This window comes from Microbacterium tumbae, assembly GCF_054780175.1.
The window spans coordinates 529,165-547,475 of sequence record NZ_BAAGWV010000001.1 but is presented as its reverse complement, the minus strand read 5'-3'; the positions used below and the strand labels follow the sequence as shown (position 1 = coordinate 547,475).

The following is an 18,311-nucleotide window of genomic DNA, read 5'->3' as shown; positions in this document are numbered from 1 at the left end:
GGCTCACTCGCCGCGCGGCGAGACGGAATGCAGGAGCTCCCACAGATAGTCGAGGGCTCCGGCCATGTCGACGCGCTCGTCCGTCAGCCACTGCGTCTGGAGGCCGTCGGCGACGGCGATGAGGATCGTCGCGACCCGTTCGGGATCGATCGCCGCATCGAGCTCCCCTGCGGCCTGCCGGTGACGGATGGATGCGCTGAACAGGGACCGCAGGTGCGCATTGCGCTCGAGGAAGAACTCGTGCGCCGGGTGCGATTCGTCGGTCGCTGCGGTCGACATCACGGCGAACAGCTGCGCGAGGCCCGGCACGGTGACGTTGCCGTGGATGACGTTGATGAAGTTGTCCAGCGGCTCGACGGTGCTGTCCTTGGCGGCGTTCTCCTCCTCGCGGCGGCGGAGGATCGCCACCAGCAGCTCCTCCTTCGAGCCGAAGTAGTGCAGCAGCCCCGCCTGGCTGAGATTCGCGGCCTCGGCCAGCTCCCGGATCGAGGTGTGCAGGTATCCCTTCTCGGCGAAGACCGCGAGACCGGCGCGAAGGATCTCGTCGCGCTTCGCGATCCCCTTCGCGTACGACCTTCTCGACACCACGCGGCCATGATATCCGGATGGCGGCGCGCCCCGGCTTCTGATAAAGTTGAGTCAATACAACTCAAGTTTGAAAAGGAGTCCCAGGAGGAACCGGATGGCCACGCCCCAGACAGAAGACCAGCAGTCCGCGCTCGAGCAGTTCGGCATCAACCTGACCGACCGTGCGCGCCAGGGCAAGCTCGACCCCGTGATCGGGCGTGACAGCGAGATCCGGCGGGTCAGCCAGGTGCTCACCCGCCGCACCAAGAACAATCCGGTGCTCATCGGTGAGCCCGGCGTCGGCAAGACCGCCGTCGTCGAGGGGCTCGCCCAGCGCATCGTCGCCGGCGACGTCGCGGAGTCCCTCAAGGACAAGGAGCTCATCACCCTCGACATCTCCGCCCTCGTGGCCGGCGCCATGTACCGCGGCCAGTTCGAGGAGCGTCTGAAGCAGGTGCTCAAGGAGATCACCGAGTCCGACGGCAAGGTCATCACCTTCATCGACGAGCTGCACACCCTGATGGGGGCCGGCGGCGGCGAGGGCTCCGTCGCGGCGTCCAACATGCTCAAGCCCATGCTGGCACGCGGGGAACTGCGCCTGATCGGCGCCACCACGCTGAACGAGTACCGCGAGTACATCGAGAAGGATGCCGCGCTGGAACGTCGCTTCCAGCAGGTCTACGTCGGCGAGCCCTCGGTCGAGGACACCATCGCGATCCTCCGCGGGCTCAAGGAGCGCTACGAGGCGCACCACAAGGTCGCCATCTCCGACGGCGCCCTCGTCGCGGCGGCATCCCTCTCGAACCGGTATCTGCCGGCCCGCCAGCTGCCGGACAAGGCGATCGACCTCATCGACGAGGCGGCCTCGCGCCTGCGCATGGAGATCGACTCCGCCCCGGTCGAGATCGACGAGCTGCGTCGCCATGTCGACCGGCTGAAGCTCGAGGAGCTCGCGCTCAAGCGCGAGAAGGATGCGGCGTCGAAGGAGCGGCTCGCGGCCCTCCGCACCGACCTCGCGGCCGAGGAATCCCGGCTGAAGGAGCTGCAGGCCCGCTGGGAGAAGGAGCGCGCCTCCCTCAACCGCGTCGGCGATCTGAAGACGCGCCTCGACGCGGCCCGCAGCGACGCCGAGCGCGCGCAGCGCGAGGGCAACCTCGAGAAGGCGTCGCGGCTGCTGTACGCCGAGATCCCCGGCCTCGAGCGCGAGCTCATGGAGGCCGAGCGCACCGAGGGGGCTGACGAGGGAGACGGTCGGCGCATGGTCAACGAGCAGGTCACCGACGAGGACATCGCCGGTGTCATCGCGGCCTGGACGGGCATCCCGGTCGGACGCCTCCTGCAGGGCGAGACCGAGAAGCTCCTGCATCTGGAGTCCGAGCTCGGCAAGCGCCTGATCGGGCAGAAGGATGCCGTCGCGGCCGTGTCGGATGCCGTCCGCCGCTCCCGCGCCGGGATCAGCGATCCCGGTCGCCCGACCGGCTCCTTCCTGTTCCTCGGCCCGACCGGCGTCGGCAAGACCGAGCTGGCGAAGGCCCTGGCGGAGTTCCTCTTCGACGACGAGCACGCCATGGTGCGGATCGACATGTCCGAGTACGGCGAGAAGCATTCGGTGTCGCGCCTCGTCGGCGCCCCTCCCGGATACGTCGGCTACGAGCAGGGCGGACAGCTCACCGAGCTCGTGCGGCGGCGTCCGTACAGCGTCGTGCTCCTCGACGAGGTCGAGAAGGCGCATCCGGAGGTGTTCGACGTGCTGCTGCAGGTGCTCGATGACGGCCGTCTGACGGACGGACAGGGGCGCACGGTCGACTTCTCGAACGTCATCCTCATCCTCACGAGCAACATCGGCTCGCCGATCCTCATCGACCCGACCGTGTCGACGGAGGTCAAGCGCGAGCAGGTGATGGCGCTGGTCCGTCAGGCCTTCCGTCCGGAGTTCCTCAACCGCCTCGACGACATCGTGATGTTCCAGGCGCTCACCGAGGACGACCTCGCGCAGATCGTCGAGCTGTCGATCGATCAGCTGCAGCTGCGGCTGCGCGACCGGCGGCTCACGCTCGCGGTCACCCCGGATGCGCGGTCGTGGCTGGCCGAGCGGGGCTACGACCCGATCTTCGGAGCGCGCCCGCTGCGCCGGCTGATCCAGACCGAGGTGCAGAACAAGCTCGCGACCGCGCTGCTTTCCGGCGGCGTGCGCGACGGCGACACCGTCCGCGTGGACGTGGCGGCGGACGGCTCGGGTCTGGTGCTCACCAGCGCGGGCTGAGGCTTCGTCCGGCGTGGTGGGAAAACCCAGATGCCCTCGGCGTGTCGTCCCTCTCCCGAGGGCGGCACGCCGAGGGCGTCGTCATACGGTCTGCGTTCTCCAACGGCCGACCGGGTAACGGTCAGGCGCTGAGGATGACCGTCTCGGTGATCGGACGGCGCACGCGCGGAGCCACCTCACGCTGCTGCAGCACCTCGGGAAGGGCCTCCACGTCGCCGAACTCGCCGACGGCGGCCACGGTGATCGCGGTGAAACGAGGGTCAAGGTCGGCGAACCCGCGCACGGTCTCCGCGTCGAAGCCGCTCATCTGGTGCACGTACAGGCCCTCATGGTGCGCCTGGACGGAGAAGTGGGCGACGGCCTGGCCGAGGTCGTAGACGGCGTGCGTGATGGGCGTGCCGTCCGCCGTCGCCGTCTCGGCGACGGCGACCACGAGAACGGCGGCGTTGGCCGCCCAGGTCTGGTTGAAGCCGATCAGCGCGTCGACGATCTGCGCATGAAGGGCGGTGCCGCGCCGGGCGACGATGAAGCGCCACGGCTGCGAGTTGTTGGCGGACGGGCTCCAGCGCGCCGCCTCCAGGGCGGCGGACAGCTTCGACTCGTCGATCGCGTTCTGCGCGTCGAAGGCGCGCGGGCTCCAGCGTCCGGCGAGGACGTCGAGGACGGGATGCTCGGTGGGAGCGGTGCGATCGATGAGAGGAGTGGACATGTCCGGCCTTTCGAGGTTCTTGCGTTGCTGCCGACTCCGTCGTCCGCGATTCCACTCAGGCTAAACCTGTGCATACGCGCGCATATTCCGTGCGTCACAGAACGACACGCCGAAGGGCCCGTCCCCCCGGCACGAGGACTGGGGAGACGAGCTGCGGAAAGATCTAGCGGCGCAGGGCGTCGCCGAGCTTCACGCGTCCGCCCATCTTCAGCAGCGAGTTCTCGTAGATCTTCGCGCCCAGCAGGATCACGACGGCGCAGGTCGCGAGCAGGATCACCAGCGCTGCCAGCGGCTCCCACCACGACGCCTCGTCGAAGAACAGCCGGATCGGCATCGCCACCGGCGCCGAGAACGGCACGTACGACAGGATCGTCATCACCAGCGGGTTCTGCCCGAGGAAGATCACGAGGTAGAACGGCACCATGATCAGCAGCATCATCGGCGTGTAGACGCTGCCGACGTCCTCCTGGCGGGAGACGAGCGAGCCTGCGGCGGCGAACATCGTCGCGATCAGCACGAACCCGAAGAGGAAGAACACCGCGAACCAGACGAGGGGTGCTCCGAACCCCTGCAGCATCTCGGTCTGCCCCGTGACGATGAGGCCGATCACGGCGACCACGACCAGGAGCAGGATCTGGGTGACCGCCAGCAGGGTGTTGCCGATGACCTTGCCGGCCAGCAGGACGCGCGCGGGGATCGCCGACAGCAGGATCTCGATGATGCGCGTCTGCTTCTCCTCGACGACGCTCGTCGCGATCGGGGAGCCGAAGCTGAGCGCGGCCATCATGAAGACGAGCCCGAAGATCAGGCCGAGGATGTACCGCATCCCGAAGGTCGGGGCGTTCGGGTCGAGCAGCTCGACGGCGGGCGTCACGGAGAAGACCGCGACGAGCGCGTCCGGCGGGGACTGGTCGGCGATGATGACGACGCCGGTCGGAGCGGAGGCGTCGGCGACGATCGCCGCCTCGACGTCTCCGGACTCGACGATCGCCGTCGCGGCATCCTCGTCGGCGACCTCGGTCACCTCGAACGGCCCGCCGTCCGGCAGGAGCGCCGCCGCCTCGCTCGTCGCGGCGATGGACGTCGTGCTCGTCGTGCCGGAGGACATGCCCATCCAGATCACCCCGACGAGGGCGACCAGGAGCAGGATGCCGGTGGAGATGAGGAACGCCTTGCTGCGCAGGCGGGTCGACAGCTCCCGCTCGGCGACGAGCCAGACCCCCTGGCCGGCGGACAGCGTGGGACGGGTGCTTGTCGAGGCGTTCACTGGATGACCTCCTTGAAGATCTGGGCGAGAGTGGGCTGCTGCGGGGCGAAGCGCGAGACGTCGCCGGTCTCCAGCGCCCGGCGGAGCACGCGCTGGGCGGTCTCCGCCGCATCCACGTCGAAGACGGCGCTGCCGCCCTCGAAGTCGATGACGGCGACGCCGGGCTCCTCGCGCAGCCATCCGGCGTCGCCGCTCGTCTCGAGCTCCCACCGCGGCGCGGAGTACTGCCGGCGCAGCTCCTCCCGCGCCCCTGATGCGCGGATGACGCCGCCCGCGATGATCACGAGGTCATCGCAGAGACGCTCGACGACATCGAGCTGATGCGAGGAGAACAGCACGGAGACGCCGCGCGCGGCGCGCTCCTGGAGGACGGCGGCGACCGTGTCGACCGCGATCGGGTCGAGTCCGGAGAACGGCTCGTCCAGGATGAGCACCTCGGGGTCGTGCACGAGGGAGGCCGCGATCTGCGCCCGCTGCTGGTTGCCCAGGGACAGCGCCTCGATGTTGTCGTTCAACCGCTCGCCGAGGCCGAGCTCCTCCAGCAGGGCAGTGGCGCGCGCCGCCGCATCCGTCTTGGAGAAGCCGTGCAGCCGGGCGAAGTAGGAGACCTGCTCGAGCACCTTCATCTTCGGATACAGGCCGCGCTCCTCGGGCATGTATCCGAAGTTCCGGCGGATCTCGGGAGTCAGATCGGTGCCGCCGAGCGTCACGGATCCGCCGTCCGAGGAGAGGAGCCCGAGGATGATCCGCATCGTCGTGGTCTTGCCCGCGCCGTTGCCGCCGACGAAGCCCGTGAGGTGGCCGCTCGCGACGGGGAAGGTGATGTCGTCGAGCACCCGGCGGGTTCCATAGCTCTTGGTGATACCGCTCAATTGCAGCGTTCCGGTGGTCACGTTGCTCACTCCGCTCGCTCAGTACGTCGCATGTCTCCACGTTACGAAGCGCCGTCCTCCGCGGCATCCCCCCTGAGGCGGACTCCGCAGGGCGGACCCGATGGGCGCCGGAAGCTCCTCGCCCGGTCGCCTCGCGGCCCGGGACGCGACCGTTCGGGGAGCCTCTCAGGCCGCGCCGAGCCGCCCGGGCTCACCCGGCGCGGCCGACGCGGCTGCTCGGGCGTGTGCCGATACTCCATGCATGGGAATGCAGTCGGCGCCGAGCGGGTTGTGATGCCATGGACACCCGGCTCGCAGAGCCCGAACAGAAGGAAGAACAGTGACCCGAACCATCGGCTACATCGTCGGCAGCATCTCCAGCACCTCCATCAACCGCCAGCTCGCCACCGCGCTCGCGAAGCTCGCGCCGGAGGGGGTCGAGCTCGTCGAGATCCCGATCAAGGATCTGCCCTTCTACTCCCCCGACTACGACGCGGACTTCCCGCAGGTGGCCCGCGACTTCAAGCAGGCCATCGCCGATGCGGACGGCGTCATCATCGTCACCCCCGAGTACAGCCGTTCCATCCCCGGCGTGCTGAAGAACGCCCTGGACTGGTCGACGCGCCCCTACGGGCAGGGCTCCTTCAACGGCAAGCCGGTCGCCGTCATCGGCGGTTCGGGCGGCGGCATCGCGACGGCCGCCGCACAGCAGCACCTCCGTGCGATCCTCGGTCACTTCAACGCGATCACGCTCGGTCAGCCCGAGGGCTTCATCCAGATCACGCCCGGCCTGATCGCGGAGGACGGCACGGTCACCGTGGACAGCACCGCGGAGTTCCTCGCCGGCTTCCTCGGCGCCTTCAACGAGCTCATCAACCGGGTCGAGCGCTCGCGCGCCTGATTGCCCGGCGGATGCCCCGGATGCCGCGCGCTCCGGGGCATCCGCCGTTCCCGGACCCCATCCGAAGGCGGCGGAGCGGGAGGATCCCGACATCCGCGGCCGGCCGCCGCATGGCTATGGTCGAAGGATGAGCACCCACCGCATCGACGGCGTTGACCTGTACTCCGAGGAGACCGGCGAGGGAGACCCCGTGCTGCTCCTGCACGGCGGATTCTGCTCGCTGGAGTCGCTGCGCTCCCAGGGCGACGCCCTGACCGACGCCCACCGCGTGCTCGCCTTCGAGCGACCGGGGCACGGACGCTCCCCCGACATCGACGAGGAGTTCGGCTACGCACGGGGAGTGAGCGACACGCTCGCCTATCTGGATGCGGTGGATGCCGGTCCCGTGCACGTCATCGGCTACAGTGACGGCGCGATCCTCGGGCTCATGCTCGCCCTCGACCATCCGGAGCGCGTCCGCTCGCTCATCGCGATCAGCGGCAACATCGACCCGACCGGGTTCGCGCACTCGCCCGAGGGCGCTCGTCTCCCGATGCTCTCCGCTCTCCCGGACGGCGAACGCGAGGACCTCGAGCTGGCGCACTACGAGCGTCTCTCGCCCGACGGGCCAGAGCACGCCGAGAAGATCATCGAGAAGCTCATCCGGATGTGGACCGCGGAGCCGAACATCCCGGCTTCGGAGCTCGCGAGGATCACCGCTCCCACGCTCATCGTCGGCGCCGATCGCGACCAGATCCGCGTCGACCACAGCCTGCTCATCGCGGCGTCCATCCCCGGTGCGGAGCTCGCGATCGTCCCCGGCGCCACGCACTTCCTCATCAACGAGCGGCCGGAGCTGCTGCGGGTGCTGATCAGGGACTTCCTCGATCGCCGGGCGGCCTGATTCGGTGTCCGTTCTGCAGGACGGACCGGTCGTTCTGCAGGAGAATCGGCGCCGGACGCGGGTAAACAGGGCAGCGGCACACGGCATCCGTCCTTACGCCCTGCAGAACGGTCAGGGCGTCCTGCAGAACGGTCGTGATCGGCGTCAGGCCAGGCCGTTCCGCAGCGCGAGCACCACGGCCTGCACCCGGTCCCTCGCGCCGAGCTTCTGCAGGATGCGGGACACGTGCGTCTTCACCGTCGCCTCGCCGATGTACAGCCGCGCGCCGATCTCGGCGTTGCTCAGAGCCTCCGCCATGAGGGCGAGCACCTCGGCCTCGCGCTCCGTGAACGGCTCGGGGAGCACGAGCGCGGAGGACACGGCTCCCGGCGTCGGCGTGGAGAACCGGTCGAGGACCCGCCGCGTGACCTCCGGTGCGAGCATCCCGTCGCCGGCGGCGAGCACCCGGACCGCGGCGACGAGATCCTCCGGGCCGGCGTTCTTGAGCAGGAATCCGCTCGCGCCCGCGTCCAGCGCGGAGAAGAGGTAGTCGTCGCGGTCGAAGGTCGTCACGATGGCGACCGCCGCCTGCACCTCGGGGCTCGCGACGATGCGTCGGGTGGCCTCGATGCCGTCCATGCCCGGCATCTGCACGTCCATGCTGATCACGTCGGGCTGGAGCGCGGATGCGGCGGCCACGGCCTCCGTCCCCGTCGACGCCTCGCCGACCACGGTGATGTCCGGCTGCGCATCGAGGATGGTGCGGAAGCCGGCGCGGAGCATCGCGTGATCGTCGACGAGGAGGACCCGGATCACGCCGGAACCTCCGTCAGGGCGGGGGTGAGAGGGACCTGCACGCGCACGCGCCATCCTCCGCGCTCGCGCGGACCGGACTCCAGCGTCCCGCCCGATGCTGTCGCCCGCTCGCGCATGCCGAGCTGTCCGAGCCCCTGCCGGGGGGCGAGCACGGTGCGCCCGGTGTTGACGACCTCCAGCTCGACGGCGTCGGATGTGTAGCGCAGGCGGACATCGGCGGTCGCTCCGCGGCCGGCGTGCCTGCGGGCGTTCGTGAGAGACTCCTGGGCGATCCGATAGAGGTTGACCGCCACGACCGAGGGCACGGCGTGCGGCTCGCCGACGATCTCGAAGGTGGTCTCGACTCCGGCATCCGTCGCCGCTGCCGTCAGCTCGGCGATGTCCGCGAGCGTCAGGGTGGACGCCGGGTCCGCGGCCTCCTGCTCGGGGGAGCGCAACGTCTCCAGGAGATGATGCAGCTCGCTGATCGCCTCGCGTGCCGAGGTCTCGATGCCGGTCAGCAGCTGCCTGGCCTGCGTCGGATCCGCATCGATGACGACGCGTGCCGCCCCGGCCTGGACGCCCATCACCGAGACATGGTGTGCGACGACGTCATGCAGCTCGCGGGCGATGCGCACGCGGTCGAGCGCCACGGCCTGCGCAGCGGTGACCTCCCGCTCGTGCTCCAGGTCGACGGTGCGCTGCTCGAGGGCTGCGCGCTGCAGGGCGGCCGTCCACGCTCGCTCGCCGAAGTAGTACGCGCCGCCGAAGTAGAGGACGTTCAGCAGCACCTGGAGCATCATGAACGCGATGTACGGCGACATGGTCCCGGCGACCATGTCCTCCTCCCTGGCGGTGTCGATCGCGTCGCGGTACATGGTGATGAGGAGCCAGGCGAACATCCCCGCGATGATCGCCGCGCGCACGATCATGGCCGCGCGCCGGTTCGTCATCCAGGCGCCCACCGTGTAGATCGCGATGAACATGGCGATGTTGCCGGCGTAGAGCTCCGGCACGCGGAAGGTCACCGCGAAGAAGTAGGCGACCGAGACGAGGACCGCGACCGGTGCGGGCCAGATGCGCCGGACGGCGAGCGGGGCCGCGGCGAAGACGAGATAGACGAGCGCGAGCCACAGCTCGCCCTGCTCCTCGCCGTAGACCTCCGCGATCGCGGAGAGAGCGGCGCTGACGACGCCGGCGACGAACACGACGACGGCGAGCAGGAGATCGGCTCGCCGTTCGCGTGCCGTCAGCGGCCTGACGGATGCGGACATGCCCCCACGCTACGGGGCGCGAGGAGCCGCGGCATCCCTCCTGCGACGGATGGACGTCTCTCTGCGGTGCCCCGGCCCCCGGCGAGAGGTGCTGACATCGCCGCCGGTTCTTGCGAAGATCGTTCCTGCAGGTCCGACTGCGACCGCGGCACGGCTGCGATGACGAAGGAGTTCGCATGACCACGCAGATCTTCGTGAATCTCGCCACGGGCGACCTCGAACGCAGCAAGGCGTTCTACACGGCTCTCGGATGCGCCATCAATCCGCTGTTCACGGACGAGAATGCCGCCTGTGTGGTGTGGAGCGAGGACGTGTTCTTCATGGTGCTCACGCGGGAGTACTTCGGCACGTTCACCGACAAGCCCGTGGTCGACGCCAAGGACGCCGCGCAGGTGCTCATCGCGCTGAGCCGCGAGTCGCGCGATGACGTGGACGCGATCGTCGCGGCAGGTCTCGCTGCCGGCGGCACCGAGCCGAGGGAGCCCCAGGATCTGGGATTCATGTACTCCCGCGACCTGGAGGATCCCGATGGGAACGTCCTGGAGTTCCTCTTCATGGACCCGGCGGCGGCCGAGCAGGGGCCGGAGGCGTTCCTCTCCGAGGAGGGATGATGGCCGGCCGCATCGTCATCGACCTCTTCACCACCCTCGACGGGGTGGCGCAGGGGCCCGGCGCGCCGGAGGAGGACACCAGCGGAGGCTTCCGCTTCGGCGGCTGGCAGGCAGGTGTCGAGAGCGAGGCGGTCGGCGAGCAGGTGATCGCGGGGATGAAGGACCTCGATGCGCTCCTGCTCGGCCGTCGCACCTACGACATCTTCGCGGGGTACTGGCCGCAGCACACCGATGGACCCGCGGGCGGGATCGGCGTGCTGTTCAACCGGGTCCCGAAGTACGTCGCTTCGCGGGACGCCGGCATCCGCCTGGACTGGGAGAACAGCCGCAGGGTCGGGGACGACCTCGTGACGGAGATCGCCCGGATGCGGGCCGACCATCGCGACGTGCACGTGATCGGCAGCCTCGACTTCGTGCACACCCTCCTCGCCGGGGGACTGTTCGACGAGCTCACGCTCTGGGTGTACCCGATCCTGCTCGGACGGGGGAAGAAGGTGTTCGACGACGGCGCCCTGCCGACGACACTGCGTCTCCTCGGGACGCCGGCCCCGGACGGGTCCGGCGTCGTGCAGCTGCGGTACGCGCGCATCGGCGACGTCCCCGCGGTGGGCGTTGCGGGGGAGTGAGGCGCTCAGCCGAGCACGTCCTCCAGCACTTCGGCGACGCCGTCCTCGGCGTTCGTGCCGGGGGCGACCTCGTCCGCGGCATCCTTCACGAGCCTGTCGGCGTTCGCCATCGCGATGCCGCGGCCCGCCCACTGCAGCATCTGCACGTCGTTCGGGGCGTCGCCGAAGGCCAGCACCTCGGATGCCGAAATGCCGAGGTGCGCGCAGAGCCGCTCGAGCCCCGATGCCTTCGTGACCCCGGCCGCCATGATCTCGACGAACGGCGCACCGGACGTGGTCGCCTCGAATCCTTCGAGGCCGAGACCGGCGATGACCTCGTAGATCGTCGCCGGGGAGACGTCCGGGTGACGGATGACGAGCTTCAGGCTCGGCGCCGCCAGCACATCGGTCAGGGGTACGCCGCCCATCGTCGCGGGGTCGCGCTTGTGGTCCGCCGGCGATGCGAGCGCGGCATAGCCCGCCTCGGCGATGAACGACTCCCCGGCATCCCGGACGCTCGCGTAGCGCAGTCCGGGAATCCGCGGCGAGAGCGCGGCGGCGAGCGTGCGCTGCACGGGGACGGCGACCTCGCGCCGGAACAGCAGCTCATCGCTCGTCAGGTGGATGGCGAACGCCCCGTTGCCGCAGAGCGCCCAGCCCTCGAACCCCGCGCCCGTGGCGACGGCGCGGATGCCGATGGGCTGCCTGGCCGTCACCGGGACGACGTGGATCCCGCGGGCTCTGGCCGCGTCGAGCGCGGCGCGCGTGCGCGGCGAGACGGCGGAGTCCTCGCCGAGGAGCGTGCCGTCGAGGTCGCTGGCGATGAGGCGCGGAAGCGGCATCAGGCGAAGATCATGGGCAGATCGTCGTCCTCGTTCGCCGCGCCGAGGTCGAGGTCGACGACGACGGGGACGTGATCGCTCGGCTGATCCCCCTTGCGCTCCTCGCGGTGGATGGATGCGCCGCTGACGGCGTCCGAGAGCGCGCGCGAGCCGAGGATGAAGTCGATGCGGATGCCCTCATTGCGGGGGAACTTCAGCCGCTGGTAGTCCCAGTATGTGTATCCCTCGGGGAGCAGAGGGCGGACCACGTCGGTGACCCCCGCCTCCTGGAAGGCGAAGAAGGCCTCCCGCTCGGGCGGGGAGACATGCGTCGAGACCCCTTCGACGATGTCGGGATCGCCGTTGTCGGAGTCGAACGGGATGATATTGAAGTCGCCGACCAGCGCGAGCGGCAGATTGGGGCTCGCGGCGAGCTCGGTCGCGGTCGCGGTGCGCAGCGCATCCAGCCAGTGCAGCTTGTAGGCGTAGTGCGGGTCGTCGAGCGAGCGGCCGTTCGGAACGTACAGGCTCCAGACGCGGACGCCTCCGATCGTCGCGCCGAGCGCTCGAGCCTCGAGCGGCGCGTCGGGGCCGTTGTGCCCCTTCGCGAAGCCGGGCATGCCGGCGAACGCCGTCGAGACATCCGTGGCGGGCTCGCGGCTGGCGATGGCGACGCCGTTCCACTGGTTCAGGCCGTGCACCTCGACGTGGTAGCCGGCCTCTTCGAACGGCGCGTAGGGGAACTGCTCCGGCTTGCACTTGATCTCCTGCAGCGCGAGGACGTCGATGTCCTCGCGGACGGCGAAGTCCACCGCGCGGGCGACGCGGGTGCGGATGGAGTTGATGTTCCAGGTGGCCAGGCGCATGATTCCAGCCTAGTTGCGGCCTCCGACGCCGGGCGTCGGGGGGATCGGGCGTACCCCGGTGGCACGGGCACTTCGGGGGTCGACGCGTCAGAATGGCGGACGGAAGGACCGCTTGCGTCCGCCATCTGGACACTCGGCCCCCGAAGCGTAAGCCTGGGTCAGCGCTCCGCGGGATCCGCGGTGCCCACGAGCACCCCGCGTGCGAGCGTGTGGAAGTGACGGTGGAAGCCGAGCGTCGCAGGCGTCTCGTCGCCTTTCAGGTCGAGGCGGTCGACGTCGAGCGCGTCGACGACGAAGAAGTAGCGGTGGATGCCGGTTCCGGCCGGCGGCGCTGCGCCGATGTAGCGCTCCAGCCGCGCCTCGTTCGGCATGAGCTTCGCTCCGTCGGGCAGAGAGGCGAGATCGCCGTCGCCGGCGGCCAGCGTCCTCGTGCCGGCAGGCAGGTCGAAGGCCGCCCAGTGCCAGAAGCCCGACCCGGTCGGGGCGTCCGGGTCGAAGCAGCTGATCGCGAAGCTCTTCGTCCCGGCCGGGGGCTGCGACCACTCCAGGGCGGGATGGCGGTCCTCCCCGCCACGGTCGGATGACCACGCGAACAGCGGCAGCGACGAGCCCGCGGTGAAATCAGGGCTGGTGAGCGCCAGCGGAGGCACGGGCCGCAGCTCGGCGAGCGCAGCGTACGGATCGAAAGCGAACATGGTTGCTCCTTCGGTGAGGCCTCCGGTCACGATATGGCCTCCCCGTCGGCGAGTCCACCCATGGCGGCGCACATCCGCGGCGCACATCCGCGGGATCACCGACAGGCGTGCGCCGGTCACCTTCTAGACTGGATGCCGTGACCGCACTCGACGCAGACCGCGCCTCCCTGCTCGCCCTCATCAAGGACGAAGCGGTGTTCCATGGCGATTTCACCCTCTCCAGCGGCAAGCAGGCGACGTACTACGTCGACATGCGCAAGCTCACGCTCGATCATCGTGCGGCCCCGGCGATCGGACGCATCATGCTCGATCTCGTCGCCGACCTGGACGTCGTCGCGGTCGGCGGACTGACCCTCGGGGCCGACCCGATCGCGAACTCCGTCATGCACGCTTCGGTCGATACAGCTCACCCGCTGGACGCCTTCGTCGTCCGCAAGGAGCCCAAGGATCACGGCCGCGGCCGTCAGATCGAGGGTGCGGAGGTCGCGGGCAGGCGCGTCGTCGTCCTGGAGGACACCTCCACCACCGGTCAGTCGGCGCTCAAGGCCGTCGAGGCGCTGCGCCGCGAGGGCGCGGAGGTGGTGGCCGTCGCCGTGATCGTCGACCGGAAGACCGGTGCCCAGACGGCGATCGAGGCGGCCGGGCTCGAATGGCGCGCCGCCTTCGATCTCGATGACCTCGGGCTCGACCCGCAGTGACCCGGTACGCCCTGGCCGTCGACGTCGGCGGCACGAAGATGGAAGCCGCGCTCGTCGGCGACGACGGGGTGCTCGTCGAGGGGAGCCGCAGCCGTCAGGCGACCGGTCGCTCCGCGACGCCCGAGTCGCTCGATGCGGCGGTCGCGGCGATCATCGGACATGCGCTCGCCGTGCTCCCCGAAGGCGGCGAGCTCTCCGGTGCAGGCATCGGCAGTGCCGGTCCCGTCGATCGCGGCACGGGGCGGATCTTCCCGGTGAACATGCCCGACGCCCGGGGCTACGGTCTGGCGGAGGCGGTGCGGAACGCCGCGTCCGCGATGCTCGGCCGCGAGGTGCCGACGGTCTTCGGACACGATGGTGGAGCGCTCGCGCTCGCCGAGGCATGGCGGGGCGCCACGCGCGAAGCGCGCGCATCGCTGTCGATCGTCGTCTCGACGGGTGTGGGCGGCGGATTCGTCGCGAACGGCACCTACATCCCCGGCGCGACCGGAAATGCAGGGCACCTCGGTCAGGTACGCCGCGAGGGCGGTCTCACTCTCGAGGAGATCGCGTCCGGCCCCGCCAGTGCCGCCTGGGCGCGGACGCAGGGCTGGACCGGGACGACCGGCGAGGATCTCGCCAGGGACGCCGCGGCAGGCGTCGCGGTCGCACGCGCCGCCATCGAGCGCTCCGCGAAGGCCGTCGGCGAGGCGCTGGCGGATGCCGCAACCCTCGTCGACCTCGATACGGTCGCCATCGGCGGCGGCTTCTCGCGCGTCTCGGAGGACTACATCGACCTGGTGCAGGCGGCCCTCAGCGCGAGCGCGGCGCACGACTACTCGCGGCGGACCCGGGTGGTCCGCTCCGGACTCGGAGACGAGGGTCCGCTCATCGGCGCGGCCGCGTTCGTTCTGCGCTAGGTTCCCGAGACGTAGAGTCTTCGCGGTGGGCCCTCGAGTCGCGCCACGGCGATCTTCACCTCGGTCATCTCCGTGGCGAGGACGTCGATGCGGGTGCTGAGCCTGGCGTCGAGGGTGTCGATGCGTTCGATGAGCTCTGTGCGGGTCTTGTCGATGCGTTCGCTGAGTTCGGTGTGGGTCCTCTCGATGCGTTCGCCGAGTCCCGCATCGACCTTGTCGATGCGGGTGCCGAGCTCCGCATCTCCCTTGTCCATCCGGACTGTGAGCCTCGCCTCGACGGCGTCGATGCGTCGCACGACCCAGGTGAGACCGGTGAATCCGCCTATGCCGAGCGTCAGCACGATTCCCATCGCGCTGAGCACGATGGTGATGATCTCGGCGGACACGAACATGCCTCCATTCTCTCCGGGGTGAGGGCGATGCACCAGGGACGATACTCGTCGCTCCGTCGGCTCTCCGGTGTCTGTGGACAAGGGAAAAGGAGGGTGCGCTGTGTAGGGCGGGTCAGTCGTCGATCGCGGTCCAGACGCTGGATGCGGCGGAGCTGCGCTCCACGGCATCCAGCACCCGCTGCACGTGCAGGGCATCCGCGAACGACGGTCGCGGCTGCGTTCCCTCGACCACCGCGCGCACGAAGTCCGCCACCTGGTGCGAGAAGCCGTGCTCGTAGCCGAGCATGTGCCCCGTCGGCCACCACGATCCCGCATAGGGGTGATCGTGCTCGGTGACGAGGATCCGGCGGAAGCCGCGCTCGAGCTCGGGAGCCGTGGCATCGTAGAGCTCCAGTTCGTTCATGCGCTCCATGTCGAAGGCCAGCGCGCCCCGTGAGCCGGAGATCTCGAAGCGGAACGCGTTCTTCCGGCCGGTGCGGAAGCGCGTGGCCTCGAAGGATCCCAGCGCCCCGTTCTCGAACCTGCCATGGAAGAGCGCCACATCGTCGACCGTGACGGGTCCTCGCTCCGCGGAGGCCGTGCCGGTCAGGCCGACGCCCTCCGACAGCAATGGCCGCTCGGGCACGAGCGTCTCGAGAACGCCGGAGACGCTCGTGAGCCGGGCGCCGGTCACGTACTCCACCATGTCGACGGCATGGGCGCCGATGTCGCCGAGCGATCCGGAGCCCGCTCTGTCCTTCTGCAGCCGCCAGGTCAGCGGGGCCGCCGGGTCGGTCAGCCAGTCCTGCAGATACTCCGCCCTGATCTGGCGGATCTCGCCGAGGCGTCCGTCCGCGACGAGCCGCCGGGCGAAGGTCGCCGCGGGCACCCTCCGGTAGGTGAACCCGACCATGGAGCGGACGCCGCGCGCGGCGGCGTCTTCGGCCGCCCGGGTCATCTCCTCCGCCTCCGCCACGCCGTTGGCGAGCGGCTTCTCGCAGATGACGTGCTTTCCCGCCTCCAGCGCGGCGATCGCGATCTCGGCGTGGGTGTCGCCGGGCGTGACGATGTCGACGACGTCGACGTCGTCACGCTGAACGGCCTCGCGCCAGTCGGTCGTCGTGCGAGCCCAGCCCCACCGATCGGCCGCGGCCGCAGCCTTCGCGGCATCCCGGCCCACGAGCAGATGCATCTCGGGCCGCACCGGCAGGTCGAAGAACCGCGGGGCCACCCGCCAGCCCTGGGAGTGGGCGCTGCCCATGAATCCGTGTCCGATCATCGCGACGCGCATGGCTGACTGTCTCCTTCGACGGGTTCCCTTTAAAAGTTGGTTCTGGCAACATATATCGGGGACGGCGCGATGTCCAGATCGGCGTCGATCAGGAGGAGGACCAGTGAGCGGAGCGCATTCAGCTCTCGTCGTGCGCGGAGGTTGGGAGGGGCATCATCCCCTCGAGGCGACGGAGCTGTTCATCCCGTTCCTGCGCGAGCAGGGGTACGACGTCAGGATCGAGGAGGGTCCGGCCGTCTACGCAGACGCCGAGACGATGGCAGGAGTCGACCTCATCGTGCAGAGCAGCACGATGAGCACCATCGAGCGGGACGAGCTCGCCGGCCTCAGAGCGGCTGTCGAGGCCGGTGCCGGGCTGGCGGGATGGCACGGCGGCATCGCGGACTCCTACCGCAGCAGCTCGGACTACCTGCAGCTGATCGGCGGGCAGTTCGCGACGCATCCAGGACGCCACCCCGAGGAGCGTCCAGGCGACGAACGCGACAACTACCTGCGCTACACCGTCGAGGTCACGCCGCTCGGACGCGAGCACGAGATCATGGCGGGGCTCGGGGACTTCGAGCTGGAGACCGAGCAGTACTGGGTGCTGCACGACGATCTCATCGACGTGCTCGCCACGACGACGCACCCCGTGCAGCCGTATCACCCGTGGCATCGCCCGATCGTCTCGCCCGTCGTGTGGACGAGGCTCTGGGGCGCAGGGCGCGTCTTCGTCGCGACGCCCGGCCATTCCCTCGACGTGCTGCAGGACGCGAACGTCAGGACGATCATCGAGCGGGGGATGCTGTGGGCGAGTCGATGACGCCGCTGCGCGTCGGGATCATCGGATGCGGGAACATCATCGCGCAGTACCTCGACACCTTCGCGCGGGTGGACGGCGTCGCGCTCGTCGCCGTCGCCGATCTCGTGCCGGAGCGCGCCGCAGAGGTCGCATCCCGCACCCCCGGCGTCCGCGCGCTCGGGATCGACGAGCTCCTCGCCGATCCGGCCGTGCAGCTCGTCGTCAACCTCACGATCCCCGCTGCGCACGCCGAGGTCGCGCTCGCGGCGATCGCCGCGGGCAAGGAGGTCTACACCGAGAAGCCGCTGACGGCGGATGCCGCGTCGGCAGCGGCGGTGATCGACGCCGCGTCGGCGGCCGGCCTCTGGGTCGGCTGCGCCCCGGACACGGTGCTCGGCACCGGCATCCAGACCGCGCGGAAGGCCGTGGACGACGGTCTCATCGGACGGCCTCTCTCGGCGACCGCCACGATGATGACGCCCGGTCATGAGCGGTGGCATCCGAACCCCGACTTCTACTATCTGCCCGGCGGAGGCCCGCTGCTGGACATGGGGCCGTACTACGTCTCCGCGCTCATCCAGCTGCTGGGCCCGGTGGCGAGCGTCGTCGGCGCGGCGAGTCGCACGAGGGCCGAGCGCGTGATCGGATCGGGGCCGCGTGCGGGCGAGCGCATCCCGGTCGAGACGCCGACGCACATCAGCGGTGTGCTCGCACATGTCTCCGGGGCGATGTCGACGATCGTGATGTCGTTCGACGCCGTGGCGACGAAGGCCTCGAGCATCGAGGTGCACGGCGAGGCGGGTTCGCTCAGCGTGCCCGATCCGAACCGCTTCGACGGGCGGGTGCAGCTGCATGCCCTCGGCGGAGACGGATGGAGCGCGCTTCCCGTCTCCGCGGGGTACGGCGGCGCCGGGCGGGGCGTCGGGATCCACGATCGTGCGATCGCGGGTCCCGACGCAGCCCGGGCTTCCGGCTCCGTCGGCTTCCACGCTCTGGACATCATGCTGTCTGTGCTGCGCGCGGCGGACGAGGGCGGCGCGATCCGCATCGGCAGCACATGCGAGCGTCCGGCGCTCGTGCCGCTCTCGATGCTCTGAGGCGCTCCTGCGGCGGTGCATTCCGGGGGCCGACACGCCGGATGCCGGACGCCGTCGGCCGTATGG

General features: G+C 69.9%; 20 protein-coding genes. 9 read left to right on the top strand and 11 right to left on the bottom strand.

Annotated features, from left to right (window positions below):
* Positions 1–3: 3 nt before the first annotated feature.
* Entirely contained in the window at positions 4–588 is a 585-nt protein-coding gene (locus ACYVGQ_RS02565) for a TetR/AcrR family transcriptional regulator (protein WP_460782944.1), read from the bottom strand.
* Between the two features lie 94 nt (positions 589–682).
* Here ACYVGQ_RS02565 and ACYVGQ_RS02560 point away from each other — a divergent pair, with 94 nt between their 5' ends.
* Positions 683–2,830, top strand: a complete 2,148-nt coding sequence (locus tag ACYVGQ_RS02560; protein WP_460782943.1) for an ATP-dependent Clp protease ATP-binding subunit — start codon at positions 683–685, stop codon at positions 2,828–2,830.
* Between the two features lie 121 nt (positions 2,831–2,951).
* Here the strand turns inward: ACYVGQ_RS02560 and ACYVGQ_RS02555 are convergent, their stop codons facing one another.
* From ACYVGQ_RS02555 to ACYVGQ_RS02545, 3 genes are all read right to left on the bottom strand, one after another.
* A complete protein-coding gene (locus tag ACYVGQ_RS02555) occupies positions 2,952–3,539 on the bottom strand; it encodes a nitroreductase family protein (protein ID WP_460782942.1) in 588 nt (195 codons plus the stop codon).
* 163 nt (positions 3,540–3,702) lie between these two features.
* The gene (locus tag ACYVGQ_RS02550; RefSeq protein WP_460782941.1) at positions 3,703–4,806 is read right to left on the bottom strand and encodes an ABC transporter permease; all 1,104 of its coding nucleotides are present in this window, start codon (positions 4,804–4,806) and stop codon (positions 3,703–3,705) included.
* Positions 4,803–5,699, bottom strand: coding sequence for an ABC transporter ATP-binding protein (locus ACYVGQ_RS02545; RefSeq protein WP_460782940.1), 897 nt, complete (start codon positions 5,697–5,699; stop codon positions 4,803–4,805). The genes ACYVGQ_RS02550 and ACYVGQ_RS02545 overlap by 4 nt, the downstream gene beginning before the upstream one ends.
* 319 nt (positions 5,700–6,018) lie before the next feature.
* Here ACYVGQ_RS02545 and ACYVGQ_RS02540 point away from each other — a divergent pair, with 319 nt between their 5' ends.
* Complete coding sequence (locus tag ACYVGQ_RS02540; RefSeq protein WP_460782939.1) at positions 6,019–6,579, top strand: NADPH-dependent FMN reductase; 561 nt, start codon at positions 6,019–6,021, stop codon at positions 6,577–6,579.
* Positions 6,580–6,706: 127 nt separating this feature from the next.
* On the top strand, positions 6,707–7,462 hold the full coding sequence (locus ACYVGQ_RS02535) for an alpha/beta fold hydrolase (protein WP_460782938.1): 756 nt from the start codon (positions 6,707–6,709) through the stop codon (positions 7,460–7,462).
* Positions 7,463–7,606: 144 nt separating this feature from the next.
* Here ACYVGQ_RS02535 and ACYVGQ_RS02530 read toward each other — a convergent pair whose 3' ends face one another.
* Positions 7,607–8,311 (bottom strand): response regulator, encoded by a 705-nt coding sequence (locus tag ACYVGQ_RS02530; protein ID WP_460782937.1) that lies wholly within the window; start codon positions 8,309–8,311, stop codon positions 7,607–7,609.
* Positions 8,254–9,510, bottom strand: a complete 1,257-nt coding sequence (locus tag ACYVGQ_RS02525) for a sensor histidine kinase (RefSeq protein ID WP_460782936.1) — start codon at positions 9,508–9,510, stop codon at positions 8,254–8,256. Before ACYVGQ_RS02525 ends, ACYVGQ_RS02530 begins: the two co-directional genes overlap by 58 nt.
* Before the next feature lie 176 nt (positions 9,511–9,686).
* Between ACYVGQ_RS02525 and ACYVGQ_RS02520 the strand changes: the two genes are divergently transcribed.
* Together ACYVGQ_RS02520 and ACYVGQ_RS02515 are read left to right on the top strand one after the other, a co-directional pair.
* Entirely contained in the window at positions 9,687–10,121 is a 435-nt protein-coding gene (locus ACYVGQ_RS02520; RefSeq protein ID WP_460782935.1) for a VOC family protein, read from the top strand.
* Complete coding sequence (locus ACYVGQ_RS02515) at positions 10,118–10,747, top strand: dihydrofolate reductase family protein (RefSeq protein WP_460782934.1); 630 nt, start codon at positions 10,118–10,120, stop codon at positions 10,745–10,747. The genes ACYVGQ_RS02520 and ACYVGQ_RS02515 overlap by 4 nt, the downstream gene beginning before the upstream one ends.
* 5 nt (positions 10,748–10,752) lie before the next feature.
* On the opposite strand, the gene ACYVGQ_RS02510 is transcribed toward ACYVGQ_RS02515, so the two are convergent.
* From ACYVGQ_RS02510 to ACYVGQ_RS02500, 3 genes are all read right to left on the bottom strand, one after another.
* Positions 10,753–11,568, bottom strand: coding sequence for a Cof-type HAD-IIB family hydrolase (locus tag ACYVGQ_RS02510; protein WP_460782932.1), 816 nt, complete (start codon positions 11,566–11,568; stop codon positions 10,753–10,755).
* Positions 11,568–12,413 (bottom strand): exodeoxyribonuclease III, encoded by an 846-nt coding sequence (locus ACYVGQ_RS02505; RefSeq protein WP_460782931.1) that lies wholly within the window; start codon positions 12,411–12,413, stop codon positions 11,568–11,570. The genes ACYVGQ_RS02510 and ACYVGQ_RS02505 overlap by 1 nt, the downstream gene beginning before the upstream one ends.
* 158 nt (positions 12,414–12,571) lie before the next feature.
* Positions 12,572–13,108 (bottom strand): YbhB/YbcL family Raf kinase inhibitor-like protein, encoded by a 537-nt coding sequence (locus tag ACYVGQ_RS02500; RefSeq protein ID WP_460782930.1) that lies wholly within the window; start codon positions 13,106–13,108, stop codon positions 12,572–12,574.
* Positions 13,109–13,245: 137 nt separating this feature from the next.
* Here ACYVGQ_RS02500 and pyrE point away from each other — a divergent pair, with 137 nt between their 5' ends.
* Positions 13,246–13,806 carry an orotate phosphoribosyltransferase gene (gene pyrE, locus ACYVGQ_RS02495; protein ID WP_460782929.1) on the top strand — a complete coding sequence of 187 codons (561 nt, stop codon included), beginning with the start codon at positions 13,246–13,248 and terminating at the stop codon, positions 13,804–13,806.
* Complete coding sequence (locus ACYVGQ_RS02490) at positions 13,803–14,705, top strand: ROK family protein (RefSeq protein WP_460782928.1); 903 nt, start codon at positions 13,803–13,805, stop codon at positions 14,703–14,705. The genes pyrE and ACYVGQ_RS02490 overlap by 4 nt, the downstream gene beginning before the upstream one ends.
* On the opposite strand, the gene ACYVGQ_RS02485 is transcribed toward ACYVGQ_RS02490, so the two are convergent.
* Both ACYVGQ_RS02485 and ACYVGQ_RS02480 read right to left on the bottom strand, forming a co-directional pair.
* On the bottom strand, positions 14,702–15,097 hold the full coding sequence (locus ACYVGQ_RS02485) for a hypothetical protein (protein ID WP_460782927.1): 396 nt from the start codon (positions 15,095–15,097) through the stop codon (positions 14,702–14,704). The genes ACYVGQ_RS02490 and ACYVGQ_RS02485 overlap by 4 nt on opposite strands.
* Positions 15,098–15,209: 112 nt before the next feature.
* Entirely contained in the window at positions 15,210–16,355 is a 1,146-nt protein-coding gene (locus ACYVGQ_RS02480; RefSeq protein WP_460783912.1) for a Gfo/Idh/MocA family protein, read from the bottom strand.
* A gap of 115 nt (positions 16,356–16,470) precedes the next feature.
* Here ACYVGQ_RS02480 and ACYVGQ_RS02475 point away from each other — a divergent pair, with 115 nt between their 5' ends.
* Together ACYVGQ_RS02475 and ACYVGQ_RS02470 are read left to right on the top strand one after the other, a co-directional pair.
* The gene (locus tag ACYVGQ_RS02475; RefSeq protein WP_460782926.1) at positions 16,471–17,169 is read left to right on the top strand and encodes a ThuA domain-containing protein; all 699 of its coding nucleotides are present in this window, start codon (positions 16,471–16,473) and stop codon (positions 17,167–17,169) included.
* The gene (locus ACYVGQ_RS02470) at positions 17,166–18,245 is read left to right on the top strand and encodes a Gfo/Idh/MocA family protein (protein ID WP_460782925.1); all 1,080 of its coding nucleotides are present in this window, start codon (positions 17,166–17,168) and stop codon (positions 18,243–18,245) included. Before ACYVGQ_RS02475 ends, ACYVGQ_RS02470 begins: the two co-directional genes overlap by 4 nt.
* The last annotated feature ends 66 nt before the right edge of the window (positions 18,246–18,311 follow it).

Coding starts and splice junctions, on each gene's coding strand:
- ACYVGQ_RS02560 (WP_460782943.1), top strand. CDS start 683: ATGGCCACGCCCCAGACAGAAGACCAGCAGTCCGCGCTCGAGCAGTTC.
- ACYVGQ_RS02555 (WP_460782942.1), bottom strand. CDS start 3,539: ATGTCCACTCCTCTCATCGATCGCACCGCTCCCACCGAGCATCCCGTC.
- ACYVGQ_RS02535 (WP_460782938.1), top strand. CDS start 6,707: ATGAGCACCCACCGCATCGACGGCGTTGACCTGTACTCCGAGGAGACC.
- ACYVGQ_RS02530 (WP_460782937.1), bottom strand. CDS start 8,311: ATGGCGCGTGCGCGTGCAGGTCCCTCTCACCCCCGCCCTGACGGAGGT.
- ACYVGQ_RS02525 (WP_460782936.1), bottom strand. CDS start 9,510: ATGTCCGCATCCGTCAGGCCGCTGACGGCACGCGAACGGCGAGCCGAT.
- ACYVGQ_RS02520 (WP_460782935.1), top strand. CDS start 9,687: ATGACCACGCAGATCTTCGTGAATCTCGCCACGGGCGACCTCGAACGC.
- ACYVGQ_RS02515 (WP_460782934.1), top strand. CDS start 10,118: ATGATGGCCGGCCGCATCGTCATCGACCTCTTCACCACCCTCGACGGG.
- ACYVGQ_RS02510 (WP_460782932.1), bottom strand. CDS start 11,568: ATGCCGCTTCCGCGCCTCATCGCCAGCGACCTCGACGGCACGCTCCTC.
- ACYVGQ_RS02505 (WP_460782931.1), bottom strand. CDS start 12,413: ATGCGCCTGGCCACCTGGAACATCAACTCCATCCGCACCCGCGTCGCC.
- ACYVGQ_RS02500 (WP_460782930.1), bottom strand. CDS start 13,108: ATGTTCGCTTTCGATCCGTACGCTGCGCTCGCCGAGCTGCGGCCCGTG.
- ACYVGQ_RS02485 (WP_460782927.1), bottom strand. CDS start 15,097: ATGTTCGTGTCCGCCGAGATCATCACCATCGTGCTCAGCGCGATGGGA.
- ACYVGQ_RS02480 (WP_460783912.1), bottom strand. CDS start 16,355: ATGATCGGACACGGATTCATGGGCAGCGCCCACTCCCAGGGCTGGCGG.
- ACYVGQ_RS02470 (WP_460782925.1), top strand. CDS start 17,166: ATGACGCCGCTGCGCGTCGGGATCATCGGATGCGGGAACATCATCGCG.